This is a genomic window from Micromonospora sp. NPDC047738 (genome assembly GCF_040642675.1).
GTDB lineage: Bacteria > Actinomycetota > Actinomycetes > Mycobacteriales > Micromonosporaceae > Micromonospora.
In genome coordinates this window covers 27,939-42,568 of record NZ_JBEYSO010000006.1, presented here as the reverse complement: position 1 = coordinate 42,568, position 14,630 = coordinate 27,939, and the positions used below count along the sequence as shown (strand labels likewise).

15 protein-coding genes are annotated in these 14,630 nt (G+C 73.1%); 6 read left to right on the top strand and 9 right to left on the bottom strand.

Annotated elements, in window-relative coordinates; all coding sequences use genetic code 11:
• Positions 1–113: 113 nt before the first annotated feature.
• From manA to ABZ783_RS12165, 8 genes are all read right to left on the bottom strand, one after another.
• The gene (gene manA, locus ABZ783_RS12200) at positions 114–1,265 is read right to left on the bottom strand and encodes a mannose-6-phosphate isomerase, class I (RefSeq protein ID WP_357436570.1); all 1,152 of its coding nucleotides are present in this window, start codon (positions 1,263–1,265) and stop codon (positions 114–116) included.
• A 2-nt stretch (positions 1,266–1,267) separates the two neighbouring features.
• Positions 1,268–2,278, bottom strand: a complete 1,011-nt coding sequence (locus ABZ783_RS12195) for a cation diffusion facilitator family transporter (RefSeq protein ID WP_357436569.1) — start codon at positions 2,276–2,278, stop codon at positions 1,268–1,270.
• Between the two features lie 28 nt (positions 2,279–2,306).
• Positions 2,307–3,503, bottom strand: coding sequence for an SIS domain-containing protein (locus tag ABZ783_RS12190; RefSeq protein ID WP_357436567.1), 1,197 nt, complete (start codon positions 3,501–3,503; stop codon positions 2,307–2,309).
• A complete protein-coding gene (locus tag ABZ783_RS12185) occupies positions 3,500–3,712 on the bottom strand; it encodes a Trm112 family protein (protein ID WP_073832817.1) in 213 nt (70 codons plus the stop codon). Before ABZ783_RS12185 ends, ABZ783_RS12190 begins: the two co-directional genes overlap by 4 nt.
• A gap of 209 nt (positions 3,713–3,921) precedes the next feature.
• A complete protein-coding gene (locus tag ABZ783_RS12180) occupies positions 3,922–4,929 on the bottom strand; it encodes a hypothetical protein (protein ID WP_357437156.1) in 1,008 nt (335 codons plus the stop codon).
• Between the two features lie 239 nt (positions 4,930–5,168).
• A complete protein-coding gene (nfi, locus tag ABZ783_RS12175; protein ID WP_357436566.1) occupies positions 5,169–5,855 on the bottom strand; it encodes a deoxyribonuclease V in 687 nt (228 codons plus the stop codon).
• Positions 5,852–6,019, bottom strand: a complete 168-nt coding sequence (locus ABZ783_RS12170; protein WP_357436564.1) for a hypothetical protein — start codon at positions 6,017–6,019, stop codon at positions 5,852–5,854. The genes nfi and ABZ783_RS12170 overlap by 4 nt, the downstream gene beginning before the upstream one ends.
• 158 nt (positions 6,020–6,177) lie before the next feature.
• Positions 6,178–6,390, bottom strand: a complete 213-nt coding sequence (locus ABZ783_RS12165) for a hypothetical protein (protein WP_357437180.1) — start codon at positions 6,388–6,390, stop codon at positions 6,178–6,180.
• Between ABZ783_RS12165 and ABZ783_RS12160 the strand changes: the two genes are divergently transcribed.
• Entirely contained in the window at positions 6,341–6,841 is a 501-nt protein-coding gene (locus tag ABZ783_RS12160; protein ID WP_357436562.1) for an SUKH-3 domain-containing protein, read from the top strand. The genes ABZ783_RS12165 and ABZ783_RS12160 overlap by 50 nt on opposite strands.
• Before the next feature lie 17 nt (positions 6,842–6,858).
• Here the strand turns inward: ABZ783_RS12160 and ABZ783_RS12155 are convergent, their stop codons facing one another.
• Positions 6,859–8,298, bottom strand: coding sequence for an aldehyde dehydrogenase family protein (locus ABZ783_RS12155; protein ID WP_357436561.1), 1,440 nt, complete (start codon positions 8,296–8,298; stop codon positions 6,859–6,861).
• A gap of 139 nt (positions 8,299–8,437) precedes the next feature.
• Here ABZ783_RS12155 and ABZ783_RS12150 point away from each other — a divergent pair, with 139 nt between their 5' ends.
• From ABZ783_RS12150 to ABZ783_RS12130, 5 genes are all read left to right on the top strand, one after another.
• A complete protein-coding gene (locus tag ABZ783_RS12150; RefSeq protein WP_357436560.1) occupies positions 8,438–9,874 on the top strand; it encodes a gamma-aminobutyraldehyde dehydrogenase in 1,437 nt (478 codons plus the stop codon).
• A 3-nt stretch (positions 9,875–9,877) separates the two neighbouring features.
• Complete coding sequence (gene gabT / locus ABZ783_RS12145; protein ID WP_357436558.1) at positions 9,878–11,149, top strand: 4-aminobutyrate--2-oxoglutarate transaminase; 1,272 nt, start codon at positions 9,878–9,880, stop codon at positions 11,147–11,149.
• Positions 11,150–11,437: 288 nt separating this feature from the next.
• A complete protein-coding gene (locus ABZ783_RS12140; protein ID WP_357436557.1) occupies positions 11,438–12,718 on the top strand; it encodes a GAF domain-containing protein in 1,281 nt (426 codons plus the stop codon).
• 41 nt (positions 12,719–12,759) lie between these two features.
• On the top strand, positions 12,760–14,265 hold the full coding sequence (gene adh, locus ABZ783_RS12135; RefSeq protein WP_357436555.1) for an aldehyde dehydrogenase: 1,506 nt from the start codon (positions 12,760–12,762) through the stop codon (positions 14,263–14,265).
• Positions 14,265–14,609, top strand: a complete 345-nt coding sequence (locus ABZ783_RS12130; protein WP_357436553.1) for a DUF779 domain-containing protein — start codon at positions 14,265–14,267, stop codon at positions 14,607–14,609. The genes adh and ABZ783_RS12130 overlap by 1 nt, the downstream gene beginning before the upstream one ends.
• The last annotated feature ends 21 nt before the right edge of the window (positions 14,610–14,630 follow it).

Here is a 14,630-nt window from a genome sequence, read left to right as displayed (position 1 = left end):
TCACCGGACCTTTCGTCGCGACAACGCTGCGTACCCATAGAGTCACACTGAGCGACCGTCGCGTCAAGCTATTTCGGGAAAGTCGGACTCGCCCCAAGTGGGCTGCCCTGCGATCAGCGCAGCCCACAGGTGGCGACGAACGCCTCACCCTCGCCGCCGATCACCAGCGGCCCGCCGGCCGCGGTGCCCACCGCCGCCTGGCCCGGCCCCAGCACCACCGTGCCGACCCCGTCGTCCACCGCGAGCTTGCCGACGCGACAGAGCACCACCCGCGGGCCGGGCAGCGTCAACCGCGCCCCCGGGCCGCCGGCCGTCACCTCGACCCGATGCAGCGCGAAATCCTCCACCGGGACCGGCCAGGTCACCACCCCGGGCGCCACCGCGACCGGCGCGACCACCGGCTCGTCGAGCACCTCGAACCGCAGCACCCGCAGCAACTCGTCCACGTCCACCCGCTTCGGGGTGAGGCCGCCGCGCAGCACGTTGTCGCTGGCCGCCATGATCTCCACGCCGGTGCCGCGCAGATAGGCGTGCAGGTTGCCGGCCGGCATCCAGATCGCCTCGCCCGGGACCAGCCGGACATGGTGCAGCAGCAGCGCCACCAGCACCCCCGGGTCGGCCGGGTAGTCGACCGCCAGGCTCCGGGCCAGCACCGCATCCGGCCCGGCGACGTCCGCCGTCAGCACGGCCGCCACCAGCCCGGCCCGCTCCGCCTCCGGCCAGCTCAGCAGCAGGCGGACGGCCTCCCGCAACCCCGCCGGCCCGGTGCGCAGCGCCGTCACCACCGACTCCAGCACCGGTACGCCGAACGCCGCGAGCGCCGCCGCCGACTCGGCCGGGTCCCGGAACCCGCAGAGCGCCTCGAACTCGGAGAGCGCCACCAGCAGCTCCGGCTTGTGGTACGGGTCGACGTAGTTGACCCGGTCGGTGTCGGCCGCGTGGCCGGCCCGGGCCTGCTCGGCGTCCGGATGGGCCTGGAGGCTGAGCGGGGCGTCCGCGGCCAGCACCTTCAGCAGAAACGGCAGCCGGGTGCCGAACCGGCCGACCACCCGCTCGCCCAGCCAGTGCGCCGGCTCGGCCAGCAGCAGCTCGCTGAGGCTGACCGGGCTGCCGTCCCGGTCCACCGTGGCCGGGGCGCCCGGATGGGCACCCAGCCACAGCTCGGCCTCCGGCCCGTCGCTCGGCGCCGGTCGCCCCTGCAACTCGGCGATCGCGGTACGCGAGCCCCAGGCGTAGTCCCGGATCCGGCCCTGCAACAGCTCCACGGTCAACTCCCAGCCGGCCCGGCCGCCTCACCCGGTCCGGCCTCGTCGGGCTGCGGGACCGCGGTGTGCGAGGCCGAACCGCTGCCGGCCCGGTCCGCCGCCGCACTGTAGATGTCGGGCTCCAGATAGATGACCCGGGCGATCGGCACAGCGGAACGGATCCGCGCCTCCACGGCGTTGATGCCCCGGGCCAGTTCCTCGGCCGTCTCGCAGGGCGGCACGGCGATCTTCGCGGCCACCATCAGCTCCTCCGGCCCCAGGTAGAGGGTCTTCATGTGAATGATCCGCTCCACCTCCGGGCCGGCGGTGACGGCCCGCTCGATCGCGGCCAGGTCCTTCGGCTCGGCGCCCTCACCCAGCAGCAGGCTCTTCGTCTCGACGGCCAGGATGATCGCGATGGCCACCAGCAGCACGCCGATCATCGCCGTGCCGAGGGCGTCCCACCGGCCGTTGCCGGTGGCCAGCGTCATGCCGACGCCGAAGAGCGCGAAGACCAGACCGACCAGCGCGCCGAAGTCCTCCAGCAGCACCACCGGCAGCTCCGGGGCCTTGGCCCGGCGGATGAAGTGCACCCACGACTGCTTGCCCCGGATCTGGTTGGACTCCTTGATGGCCGTACGGAAGGAGAAGCCCTCCATCACGATCGCGACCACCAGCACGATCACCGGCACCGCCTGCCACTTGGTGATCGCCTCCGGGTGCGACCACTTGTGGTACGCCTCGTACAGCGCGAACAGACCACCAAGGCTGAACAGCACGATCGACACGATGAACGCGTAGATGTAGCGCTCCCGGCCGTAGCCGAACGGGTGCTGCGGAGTGGCCTCCCGCTGGGCCCGCCGGCCGCCGAGCAGCAGCAGCCCCTGGTTGCCGGAGTCGGCGACCGAGTGGATCGACTCGGCCAGCATCGACGACGAGCCGGTCAGCAGGAACGCGACGAACTTGGTGACGGCGATGCCGATGTTGGCCAGCAGGGCGGCGACGATCGCCCTCGTGCCCCCGTTCGCGCTCACGCCGCCGCCTCGCTGATGGTTCGCTCGCTCACGGGTTTGCCAGCTCCTTCATCTCCGTGACGGCCGGTACGGCCATCGGGTCCAGCCCGTGGGCCAGGGCGAGGTAGACCGAGGCGAAGTCCGGGACCGCGATCAGCGAGGCGAGCCGCTCCAGCGCCGACCCGCCCTCAGCGGTGACCACGTCGCAGCGCACCCCGCGCCGCTCGGCGAGGGTCTGCACCGCATCGGCCCGGCGTTCCTCCACGGCCAGCGGCTCGTCGGTGTCGTCCTCGGCGTTCAGGCCGCCGTCGCGCAGCAGCACCAACCGCAGCCGGGTGGCATCGCCGCCGACCTCGTCCGGGTCGGCGAAGATGTCCCGCTCCCCCTCGGCCAGCCCACCGAAGACGCCGTCGAGCAGGCCGACCCGGCCCCGGCCCGCCTCGCCCAGCGCCCCGGCGGTCACCGGGTAGCGGGCGTTGGCCGAGAGCGTGTCACCGAACCGGCGGGCAGCCACCGTGGCCAGCGGGGACGAACCCCACACGATCGGGATCGACCCGGCCAGGCCCAGGGCCAGCGACTTCGCCGGGTTGACGAAGGACTCGGCGGTAGGCCGGGACCGGTCGGCGTCCGCGTCCAGCCGGGCCGCCGTCTCGGCCAGGTCCGCCTCGTTGACCTTCACCAGCCCGAGCGTACGGGCGGCGAGCAGGACCGGAACGGTGAGCGCCCAGAGACTGGCCCGCGCCGGGGCGCGCCGGGGCACCGGGATGAACGGCGCCCGGGCCCGCTCGGCCACCGACTGCAACTGGGAGTCCGGTGCACCGACGGCGACCAGCCGGGCCCCCCGCCGGTGCGCGGCCTCGGCGGCACCCAGCGCCTCGGGACTGCGGCCGGAGGCGCTGACCGCGATCACCACGTCCGCCGCGCCCACCCAGCCCGGGACACCGGCGCTGCGGTGCGGGATGACGGGCACCGGGCAGCGCGGCCCGGCGACCGTGGCCAGCACGTCCCCGGTCCGCCCGGCGGTGCCGATGCCCGCGATGACCACTGCCCGCGGCCGCCCCTCGTCGGCGAGCACGCTCAGATTCGCCTCGGCCGCCAGCGCCGCCGACTCGCGTACCTGGGCGCCGGCCGAGGCGGTGAACCGGAGCATGCCGCCGGGATCCTGCTCGGCGAGCAGATCCGGGTTGTCCAGCAGCGACTCGTCCGCGTGCCGATGGCCGCTGACCCCGGCCGTACCCTCCATCACCGCTGCGACCCCGAACCGCCGCGCGCGTCGTCGCCCGCGGGCCCGCCGCGCGCCTCGTCCAGCAGCAGGACCGGCACGTCATCGCGGACCTCGAAGATCCGGCCGCACTCCGTACAGGTCAGCGTCTGCGCCTGCGGGTCGTAGTCGAGCGGGGCGTGGTGCGTGTCCGGGCAGGCGAGGATCTCGAGCAACTGCGGGTCCAGGGCCACGGCGCGGCTCCTTCCACGTATGCGGTCTCACCGGTCGGCGGTGCCGTCCGGCGCACGCGATCTTATCGGCGAACCTGTGCCGGCACCGCGCCACCGAGCGAGATCATCTCGACCTCCTCGAACGCCCACCGGCCGCCGTGGCGGCGACACCACTCATGTCGCCACCACACACCGTCACCGTAACCCCCGACGGGCGGCCGGGCCCGGGCTCAGCGGGGTGGGCGGGGCAGCACCGTGGTGGCGTCGCCGCCGGCAGGCGCCGGCGGTTCGCCACCCGGGCGGTCTCCCCCGGCGGGAGCGCCGTACACGTTGCCGGTCGGGCGGGGCGCCGCGGCCCCGCCGTAGACGGTGGAGGTGGCCGGCTGCTGCCCGTACACCTGGCCCGCCGGGGCCCCGGAGCGGTACGTGGTGCCGGCGCTGCGCGGCAGCGGGACCGGCGGGTAGCCGATGCCCCCCTCGGCTGATTTCTCCGCCCGGTTGCGGCGCACCAGCAGCACGATGAGGGCGGCGCCGACGAGCACCAGGGCGATACCGACCCACATGATCGGGGAACCTCCGGAGGATGTCTCGGCCGCCGCGGCGCTGGCCCCGGCGGTCGGGGCGAGCGCGGCCGCCACGGCGGTCCCGCGGTCGGCCTCGCCCGCCGGCGTCGTCGCGGCGCTCGGGGTGGGGGTCGGGGACGGCTTCCGGGTCGGCGTCGGGGACGGCGTCACGGCCTTCGCCCCGCCCACCACGCGGGCCTCATCGGCTGCCCGGCCGATTTCCCGGCCGACCGCGGTGGTCGCCTCGCCGACGACGATCACCCGCCCGCCGGGCGCGCCGTTCAGAAAGGCGACCCGGTAGCGGACCGTGATCTCCTTGCCCTCGCACAGGTTCGGTTTGGCCGGGGACGTGGACGATGTGCGCACCGTGCCACCGCCACCGGAGACGGGCACCGGCCACCAGCGCCCGTCATAGTTGACGTGCACTTCGACCTGGTTGGCCGCGAGGCCGTCGAGCCGCAGGCCCAACGTGGTCCGCAGCAGCACACAGCCGTCGGTACGCTTGCGCACCTCGACCGCCACCGTGCCGGGCGATCCGCCGACCTTGAAGCTGTCCCCGACGCGCACCGATACCCGGTCGTCCTCGGCGAACGCCGGAGACGCACCGACGGCCACCAGGCCGCCCAGCATCACGCCGACCATGGCCAGCCGCGTCGCATGCCGCCCCACCGACATCTCCACCTCACCGCATCCACCCCGTCCGGGTCCGCCGGTCAGGGTACTACCGGGCCTGGCCGGCACCCGCCCATCGAGCGCTCCACATGTGCGCCGCGACACCTCCTCCGGCCCCGACACCCTCGACGCCCGCTGGTCAGGGCAGCCCGCCGACAGCCGCCGGTGAGCGCGCCGGTGGACGCCCGGCGACGGACGATCGGGGCCCTGCGGACAGCCGCCTGGCGAGCGGTGGCGGACCGTCAGGCGAGGGCGGCGGCCAGTGTCCGCCGGCACAGCCGGTCGGCCGCCCGGGTGGTCTCCGGCAGCCGGTAGCGCGGCGTCAACGCGAGCACCCGGTCGACGGCGTTGTTCAGGCTCATCCGATGGCCGACGCTCACGAACACCGGCTTCACCCCGTCCCGGGTACGCAGCACCCGGCCGACCACCTCACCGCCGTCGCGCAGCGGCGTCCAGGCCCCCCGCTCCGGGCCCGGCTCGTCCCACTCGCCGACCAGCGGGGTCTTGCCGACGCCGATCGCGGGCAGCCCGGTGACCAGGCCGAGATGGCAGGCCAGCCCGAACCGGCGCGGGTGTGCCAGCCCGTGCCCGTCGCAGACCAGCAGGTCGGGGCGGACGGTCAGCCGGTCCAGGGCCTCCAGCAACGCGGGCAGCTCGCGGAAGGCGAACAGCCCCGGCACGTACCCGAAGGCGGGCCGGCCCACGCTGACCGCCTCGTCGACCACGGCCAGGGTGCCGGCGTCCAGCACGGTGACGGCCGCCGCGAGCCGGTCACCGCCCTCCGCGTACGCGACGTCGAGGCCGGCCACCGTCGTGGGCGCGGTCGGTCCCGGCCCGACCAGATCCACCCGCGACCGCAACTCCTCCTGTACGCGCAGCGCCTCCGCGACGTCGGCCGGTGGCCGGTACGGGATTCCCCCGGCCGTCACGGCCGGTCGGACTTCCGGCCGACGCCGGTGAACGCGATCCCGAACGCCACTCCGATCCCGATACCCATGGCGATGCCTCCGGCGCCACCGATGGTGAGCAGCCCGATCACCAGGCCCAGCACGATCCCCGTCGCCCAGAGAGCGGCCTTCCGCGTACGCGTCACCACCTCACGGTAGCCAGCGGATCAGTCTCGGGCCGGGCAGAGGTCCGCACGGGCCTCTTCGGCCCACCGCTCGCGCAGCAGATCGGCGTGCCCGGTGCCCAGGTCCGGTGTCGCGGCCACCAGGTCGCCGAGCCACCCGCAGCGCAGTTACCCCCTGCTCAAGGGGCGGTGGTGGCGATGGTCGGGTCAGCGCCCGGGTCACCGGCCCGCTGCAGCTGCTCCTCGAACATCACGAACGTCCGCCGCCGGATGCCCTTGATCAGCGCCGCCTCCTCGGCGGTGAAGGGAAGGGCAGCCCAGAAGTACTCACGCTGACGCCGGATGATGCCCTTACGAATGGCCGATCCGGGTCGCTTTCCCAGCGAGGTCACCAACGCGCTGGTGCTTGCCGGTTGGCGTCCGCACTTCGGCGATGAGGTGCTGGCCACGGCATCAGTGCGAGACGTGACGGCCGTGGCCGGCAAGAGGCAGCATCACCAGGTGTTCCCAGCCGCAATGCGGACCCTAACCGCGTTCCCAGGTCTCGTGACCGGACGCAAGGGCCCCGGTGAACAGGTATGGATCTCCCGATTCAACATCCGTCCACGCCACGTGGCCCATACAGCCGACACGCTCGCCGATTTCGCCCAGGTGCTGGGTGTAGGGCTCTTTCCACTCGGGACGGAGCGCCAGGAGAGCATCATCGCCGTCGACGAGCAAGGGCGGATCTTCGCGCTCGACCAGGCCGGCGAGTGGTTCCTCGGCCCGGACATCGACGCCGCCCTGACCACCCTGCTGCTCGGCCGCGCCCCCGCCCGGGTACGTGACGACGGCACCTGGTGACCGGGCGGGCCGGGAAGCTACAGCGCCAGCCCGGTCAGGACCATCACGCGCGGCTCGGTGTAGTCCTCCATCGCGCTGCGCAGCCCTTCCCGCCCGACGCCGGAGCCCTTCACCCCGCCGTACGGCATCTGGTCGGCCCGGTACGACGGCACGTCTCCCACGATCACCCCGCCGACGTCGAGCGTCCGGGACGCCAGGAACGCGGTCTGCAGGTTGTGCGTGAAGACGCCGGCCTGCAGCCCGTACGCCGAGTCGTTGACGGCGGCGAACGCGGCCTGGTCGCTCTCGACCCGGGCGACCACCAGCACCGGCCCGAACACCTCTTCCGCACTGACCTTGGCCGACGAAGGCACCCCGGTCAGCACGGTCGGCGGGTAGGTCGCGCCCTCCCGCCGGCCGCCGACCTCGATGGTGGCGCCGGCGGCGACCGCCTCGTCCACCCACGCCTCGACCCGCTCGGCCGCCGCGACGGAGACCAGCGGGCCGACGTCGGTCAGTTCGGAGGTCGGGTCTCCGGTCCGCAGCGCCTCCACCGCCGCGACCAGCCGGGGCAGGAAGCCGTCGTAGAGCCATTCGTGCACGTACACCCGCTGCACGGCGATGCACGACTGCCCGGCCTGATAGTTGGAGAAGGTGGCGATCCGGTGCGCGGCGAAGGTCAGGTCCTCGTCGGAGCTCCAGTCCTCGCAGATCACCGCCGCCGCGTTGCCGCCGAGTTCGAGGGTCACGTGCTTGTCGGGGACGGCCCGGCGGATGGCCGCGCCGACCGGCCCGGAGCCGGTGAACGACACCACCGGCAGCCGGGGGTCGGCGACGAGTTCGGCGGCGCGCTCGTTGGGCAGCGGCAGCACCGAGAACATCCCCTCGGGCAGCTCGGTCTCGGCGAGGATCTCGCCGAGCAGCAGCGCGGACAGCGGGGTGGCCGGGGCCGGCTTGACGACGATCGGCGCGCCGACGGCGATGGCCGGGGCGACCTTGTGCGCGACCAGGTTCAGCGGGAAGTTGAACGGCGCGATGCCCAGCACGGGCCCCTTCGGCACCCGCCGGACCAGCGCGATCCGCCCGGTCGCCGCCGGGTCGGTGTCCAGGCGTTGCAGTTCACCGGAGAAACGCCGGGCCTCCTCGGCCGCCCACCGGAACGTCGAGACCGCCCGACCCACCTCGGCCTTCGCCCACTTGACCGGCTTGCCGTTCTCGGCGGTGATCAGCGTGGCGACCTCGTCGGCGCGTTCGGCGAGCCGGCGGGAGACGTGGTCCAGCGCCGCCGCGCGGGCGTGCGCGGGCAGGGCCGCGGCCGCCGCGGCCACGCCGGCGGCTGCCGCGACGGCGGCCTCGACCTGGTCGGGCGTGGCGAGGGTGGTACGCCCGACCGTCCGGCCGTCGTACGGGTGGGTGACGGTCAGCTCGCCCTCGCCGTGAACGGGGCGGCCGGCGACGAAGAAGGCTCTCGGCTCCACGACCGGCAGCGTAGACGACGCCACCCTCACGCGGAAACAGTTGCCTTAGCCCTTGTCTGTTGCGAATTCAGTAGCCAAGATGGCAGTCAGATTGCGATAACCTCCGCTGACCTTCCCCGGCCACCCTCGGAGACTTCTGATGAGTGATCAGCAACAGCTGCGCAACTTCGTCAACGGCGAGTACGTCGACCCGGTGGACGGCGGCTACGCCGACCTGATCGACCCGTGCACCGGGGAGGTCTTCGCCCAGGCGCCGGTCTCGGGAGCCGCGGACGTGGACGCGGCGATGAAGGCCGCCGCCGCGGCGTTCGAGACGTGGCGGGACACCACCCCGGCCGAGCGGCAGAAGGCCCTGCTCAAGCTCGCCGACGCGGTCGAGGCCCGCGCCGCCGACCTGGTCGACGCCGAGGTACGCAACACCGGCAAGCCGCGCCAGCTCACCGCCGACGAGGAGCTGCCCCCGGCCGTCGACGAGTTCCGCTTCTTCGCCGGCGCCGCCCGCCTGCTGGAGGGCCGCTCGGCCGGCGAGTACCTGGCGGGCCACACCTCGTACGTGCGGCGCGAGCCGCTCGGCGTCTGCGCCCAGGTCACCCCGTGGAACTACCCGCTGATGATGGCGGTCTGGAAGATCGCCCCGGCGCTGGCCGCCGGCAACACCGTGGTGCTCAAGCCGTCCGACACCACCCCGGTGTCGACGCTGCTGCTGGCCGAGATCGCTTCCGAGTTCTTCCCGCCGGGCGTGTTCAACGTGATCTGCGGCAACCGGGACACCGGCCGAGCCCTCGTCGCCCACCCGACGCCGCAGCTAGTGTCGATCACCGGCTCGACCCGGGCCGGCATGGAGGTCGCCGCCGCGGCGGCGCCGGACCTCAAGCGGACCCACCTGGAGCTGGGCGGCAAGGCCCCGGTGGTGCTCTTCGACGACGCGGACATCGCGGCGGCGGCCGAGGCGATCGCGGTGGGCGGCTACTTCAACGCCGGCCAGGACTGCACCGCCGCGACCCGGGTGCTCGCCGGTCCCGGCGTCTACGACGACTTCGTCGCCGCCCTCGCCGAGCAGGCCCGCAACACGAAGACCGGCGCGCCGGACGACGAGGACGTGCTCTACGGCCCGCTGAACAACGCCAACCAGCTCGCCCGGGTACGCGGCTTCCTGGACCGGTTGCCCGGCCACGCGAAGGTCGAGACCGGCGGCTCGCAGGTCGGCGAGCGCGGCTATTTCTACGCCCCGACGGTGGTGTCCGGGGTGCAGCAGGCCGACGAGATCATCCAGGACGAGGTGTTCGGCCCGGTCATCACGGTGCAGCGTTTCTCGGATGAGGACGAGGCGGTGCGCTGGGCCAACGGCGTCGAGTACGGCCTGTCCGCCTCGGTATGGACCAAGGACCACGGCCGGGCGATGCGGATGACCCGTCGGCTCGACTTCGGCTGCGTCTGGGTGAACACCCACATCCCGTTCATCTCTGAGATGCCGCACGGCGGCTTCAAGCACTCCGGGCACGGCAAGGACCTCTCGGTCTACAGCCTGGAGGACTACACCCGGATCAAGCACGTCATGCACAACATCGAAGGCTGAGCCATGACGTCGAGCGAGGAACTGCACAAGCGGCGGGGCGCGGCGGTCGCCCGTGGGGTCGGGAGCGTCATCCCGGCGTACGTGGACCGGGCCGGCGGCGGCACGATCACCGACGTCGACGGTCGGGAGTGGATCGACTTCGCCGCCGGCATCGCGGTCACCAACGTCGGCAACTCCGCCCCACGGGTGGTCGAGGCGGTCAAGGCGCAGGTCGAGCGCTTCACCCACACCTGCTTCATGGTCGCCCCCTACGAGTCGTACGTGGCGGTGTGCGAGCAGCTCAACGCGCTGACGCCGGGAGGCTTCGAAAAGCGCTCGGCGCTGTTCAACTCGGGTGCCGAGGCGGTGGAGAACGCCGTGAAGATCGCCCGGCACGCCACCGGGCGGCCGGCGGTGGTGGTCTTCGACCACGCGTACCACGGCCGGACCAACCTGACCATGGCGCTGACCGCGAAGAACATGCCGTACAAGCACCGGTTCGGGCCGTTCGCCGGGGAGATCTACCGGGTGCCGATGTCGTACCCGCTGCGCGACGGTGGGCTCGACGGTGCGACCGCCGCGGCCCGGGCGATCGAGCTGGTGGAGAAGCAGGTCGGCGCGGAGAACGTGGCCGCCCTGCTGATCGAGCCGATCCAGGGCGAGGGCGGCTTCGTCGTACCCGCGGAGGGGTTCCTGCCGGCGCTGCGCGAGTGGGCGACAGCCACCGGGGTGGTCTTCGTGGCCGACGAGATCCAGACCGGGTTCTGCCGGACCGGGGACTGGTTCGCCTGCCAGCACGAGGGCGTCGAGCCGGACCTGGTAACCCTGGCCAAGGGCATCGCCGGCGGTCTGCCGCTGGCCGCCGTGACCGGGCGGGCGGAGCTGATGGACGCGGTGCACGTCGGCGGTCTCGGCGGCACGTACGGCGGCAACCCGATCGCCTGTGCCGCCGCGCTGGCGGCTATCGAGACCATGCACGAGCTGGACCTGGCCGCCGCCGCCCGGCGGATCGGCGCGACCATGGTCGACCGGCTGCGGGCGATCGCCGCCCGCGACCCGCGCGTCGCCGAGGTACGCGGGCGCGGCGCGATGCTCGCCGTGGAGATCGTGCAGCCGGGCAGCCTGACCCCGGACCCGGCCGCCACGGCGGCGATCTCGGCGGCCTGCCACGCCGCCGGCCTGCTCACCCTCACCTGCGGCACGTACGGCAACGTGCTGCGTTTCCTGCCCCCGCTCGTCATCCCCGACGAGGAGTTGATCCGGGGCCTGGACATCCTGGACGCGGCGTTCGGCTGACCGGCGGTCAGCACCTGTTCGTGGCACACCATGGGTGCCATCCCCCCCAGGCCGCCCATGGTGTGCCACCCACGGCCGGCAGCGGGCGGAGGCGCCCGCCCGCGGCCGGGTCGCGGGCCGCCGGAACCGGCGAATGTCGACGCAGCGGAATCTCGGGATCACTGCGGGCGGCGGTCCCGAGGATGCGCTGCGCGTTTGCGACCGAGGTGGCAACTTGTCGACGACAAGATGGCGACGGCTTGGCGATCCCGGGTGAGGTGGGTCACGATGGGCGCGAGGAGGTCGCCGATGGCTGACCCGTGGCTCGCCCTGGAATTCGGTGCCGATCCGGCGGAGCGGATCGCGCAGGTCGGCGCCGCCCACGAAGCGTTCCTCACCGGTCGGGCGCCGGACCGCGTCCGCGAGGTGGTCCGGCGCTCGTGGGAGCGGTCGGCGCTGCTGGACCCGGAGACCACCGCGCCGGTCGACCTCACCGACGCCGCGCTGGAGAGTTACCGGACGGGGCACCCGCTGGCCCGGGTGCTGCCGCTCTTCCGTGACCTGCTCGGCGGCATCGCCCTCGACGGCGCGCACCTGATGGCGGTCTGCGACGCGTACGGGCGGCTGCTCTGGGTGGAGGGCCATCCGGGGGTGCTCCGGCACGCGGAGCGGATGAACTTCGTGCCCGGCGCCCGCTGGGACGAGACCCACGCCGGCACCAACGCTCCCGGCACGGCCCTCGCCGTCGACCACAGCGTGCAGATCTTCGCCACCGAGCACTTCGTCCGGCCGGTGCAGCGCTGGACCTGCGCCGCCGCCCCGATCCACGACCCGGCCACCGGCCGGCTGCTCGGCGCGGTCGACATCACCGGCGGCGACCACCTGGCCAACCCGCAGAGCCTCGCCCTGGTCCGGGCCACCGCGCGGGCCGCCGAGGCGTTCCTGGCCAACGCCGCGCCGCCCGAACCCGACGTGGTGCACGTCGCCGCGCTCGGCCGTGACGAGGCGGAGCTGCGGGTCGGCGGCCGGCGTATCCGGCTCGGCCGGCGGCACAGCGAACTGCTGGTCCTGCTGCTCGACCACCCCGAGGGTCGCACCGGCGAACAGCTCGGCCTCGACCTCTACGGCGACGACCGGCTGCACCCGGTCACCCTGCGCGCCGAACTGTCCCGACTGCGCCGGGCGCTCGGCGAGGAACTGCTCGACTCCCGCCCGTACCGGCTGCGGCCGGCCGTGCGCGCGGACTTCCGTACCGTCACGGAGCTGCTGGAACGCGGCGACCCGGCGGGGGCGCTGCAGGCGTACCCCGGGCCGTTGCTGCCCGGGTCGGACGCGCCCGGAGTGGCGCGACTGCGCCGGCTGGTCGACGGGCAGCTCCGCGCGGCCGTGCTGGCCGGCACGGACCCGGCGCTGCTCGCGGCCTGGACCGCGACGCCCACCGGCGCCGACGACCTCACCGCCTGGCAGGCCCTGGCGCGGGCGTTGCCGCCGGGCGCGCCCCGCCGGCCGCTCGCCGTCGCGCGGGCCCGCCAACTCGCCGAGGAGTACGACCTGCCGCGCGCAACGTCCCTGCAACGTCGCGGAAACTAACGTCCCCCGCCATCCACCCCTGACGGACGGCGGAGGTACCCATGACGCGCTACGACGCCCCCACCCACTGGCAGTCCCGCTACGACCACTTCATCGGCGGCGAGTACGTGAAGCCGCACGGCGGCCGGTACTTCGAGAACCCCAGCCCGGTGACCGGGCAGACGTTCTGCGAGGTAGCCCGGGGCACCGCTGAGGACGTCGAGAAGGCCCTCGACGCCGCGCACGGCGCGGCCGATGCCTGGGGCCGCACCTCGGTCGCCGAGCGATCCGTCATCCTCAACAAGATCGCCGACCGGATGCAGGAGCACCTCGAATCCCTCGCCGTCGCCGAGACCTGGGAGAACGGCAAGCCGGTACGGGAGACCCTGGCCGCCGACATCCCCCTCGCGATCGACCACTTCCGCTACTTCGCCGGGGCGATCCGGGCCCAGGAGGGCTCCCTCGGCGAGCTCGACGACGACACCGTGGCGTACCACTTCCACGAGCCGCTCGGCGTGGTCGGGCAGATCATCCCGTGGAACTTCCCGCTGCTCATGGCGACCTGGAAGCTGGCCCCGGCCCTGGCGGCCGGCAACGCGGTGGTGCTCAAGCCCGCCGAGCAGACCCCGGCGTCGATCCACTACCTGCTCTCGCTCGTCGCTGACCTGCTGCCGCCGGGCGTGGTCAACGTGGTCAACGGCTTCGGCGTCGAGGCGGGCAAGCCGCTGGCCTCCTCACCCCGGGTGGCGAAGGTGGCGTTCACCGGCGAGACCACCACCGGGCGGCTGATCATGCAGTACGCCAGCGAGAACATCAAGCCGGTCACCCTGGAACTGGGCGGCAAGAGCCCGAACATCTTCTTCGACGACGTCAGCGCCGCCCGCGACGACTTCTTCGACAAGGCCCTCGAGGGCTTCACCATGTTCGCCCTCAACCAGGGCGAGGTGTGCACCTGCCCGTCCCGGGCGCTGATCCAGCAGGGCCACTACTCGGACTTCCTCGCCGCGGCGGTCGAGCGGACGAAGGCCGTGCGCCAGGGCCACCCCCTGGACACCGAGACGATGATCGGGGCGCAGGCTTCGAACGACCAGCTGGAGAAAATTTTGTCCTACCTGGACATCGGCCGGCAGGAGGGCGCGAAGGTGCTGACCGGCGGCGAGCGGGCCGACCTGGGCGGCGAGCTGTCCGGCGGGTACTACGTGCAGCCGACCGTCTTCGAGGGTGACAACTCGATGCGGATCTTCCAGGAGGAGATCTTCGGTCCGGTGGTCTCGGTGACCTCCTTCGCCGACCTGGACGACGCCGTGAAGATCGCCAACGACACCCTGTACGGCCTCGGCGCGGGCGTCTGGACCCGGGACATCAACACCGCGTACCGGGCCGGACGGTCGATCCAGGCCGGCCGGGTCTGGACCAACTGCTACCACGCCTACCCGGCACACGCCGCGTTCGGCGGATACAAGCAGTCCGGCATCGGCCGGGAGAACCACAAGATGATGCTGGAGCACTACCAGCAGACCAAGAACCTGCTGGTCAGCTACTCCCCGAAGAAGCTGGGCTTCTTCTGATGGCCGACCCGGTCACCCTGACCCCCGCAGCGGCCGACCTGATCCGGTCGCTGCGGGGCCAGCACGGCGCGATCATGTTCCACCAGTCCGGCGGCTGCTGCGACGGCAGCGCCCCGATGTGCTACCCGGCCGGCGAGTTCCGCACCGGCGGTTCGGACATCCTGCTGGCGTCGCTCGACGTCGACGGCGTCCCCGAGCCCGTCGAGTTCTGGATGTCCGCCGCCCAGTGGGAGCTGTGGAAGCACACCCGGCTCATCATCGACGTGGTTCCCGGCCGGGGCAGCGGCTTCTCCCTCGAGGCCCCGGAGGGGGTCCGCTTCCTCATCCGCTCCCGACTCGCCTGACCGTCCGGGACCTCCCGACCA

Bases quoted from the DNA above. Each gene is read 5' to 3' on its own strand.
- ABZ783_RS12160 (WP_357436562.1), top strand. From the start codon at position 6,341: ATGATGCCCTTACGAATGGCCGATCCGGGTCGCTTTCCCAGCGAGGTC.
- ABZ783_RS12140 (WP_357436557.1), top strand. From the start codon at position 11,438: ATGGCTGACCCGTGGCTCGCCCTGGAATTCGGTGCCGATCCGGCGGAG.
- ABZ783_RS12150 (WP_357436560.1), top strand. From the start codon at position 8,438: ATGAGTGATCAGCAACAGCTGCGCAACTTCGTCAACGGCGAGTACGTC.
- ABZ783_RS12180 (WP_357437156.1), bottom strand. From the start codon at position 4,929: ATGTCGGTGGGGCGGCATGCGACGCGGCTGGCCATGGTCGGCGTGATG.
- gabT (WP_357436558.1), top strand. From the start codon at position 9,878: ATGACGTCGAGCGAGGAACTGCACAAGCGGCGGGGCGCGGCGGTCGCC.
- ABZ783_RS12130 (WP_357436553.1), top strand. From the start codon at position 14,265: ATGGCCGACCCGGTCACCCTGACCCCCGCAGCGGCCGACCTGATCCGG.
- adh (WP_357436555.1), top strand. From the start codon at position 12,760: ATGACGCGCTACGACGCCCCCACCCACTGGCAGTCCCGCTACGACCAC.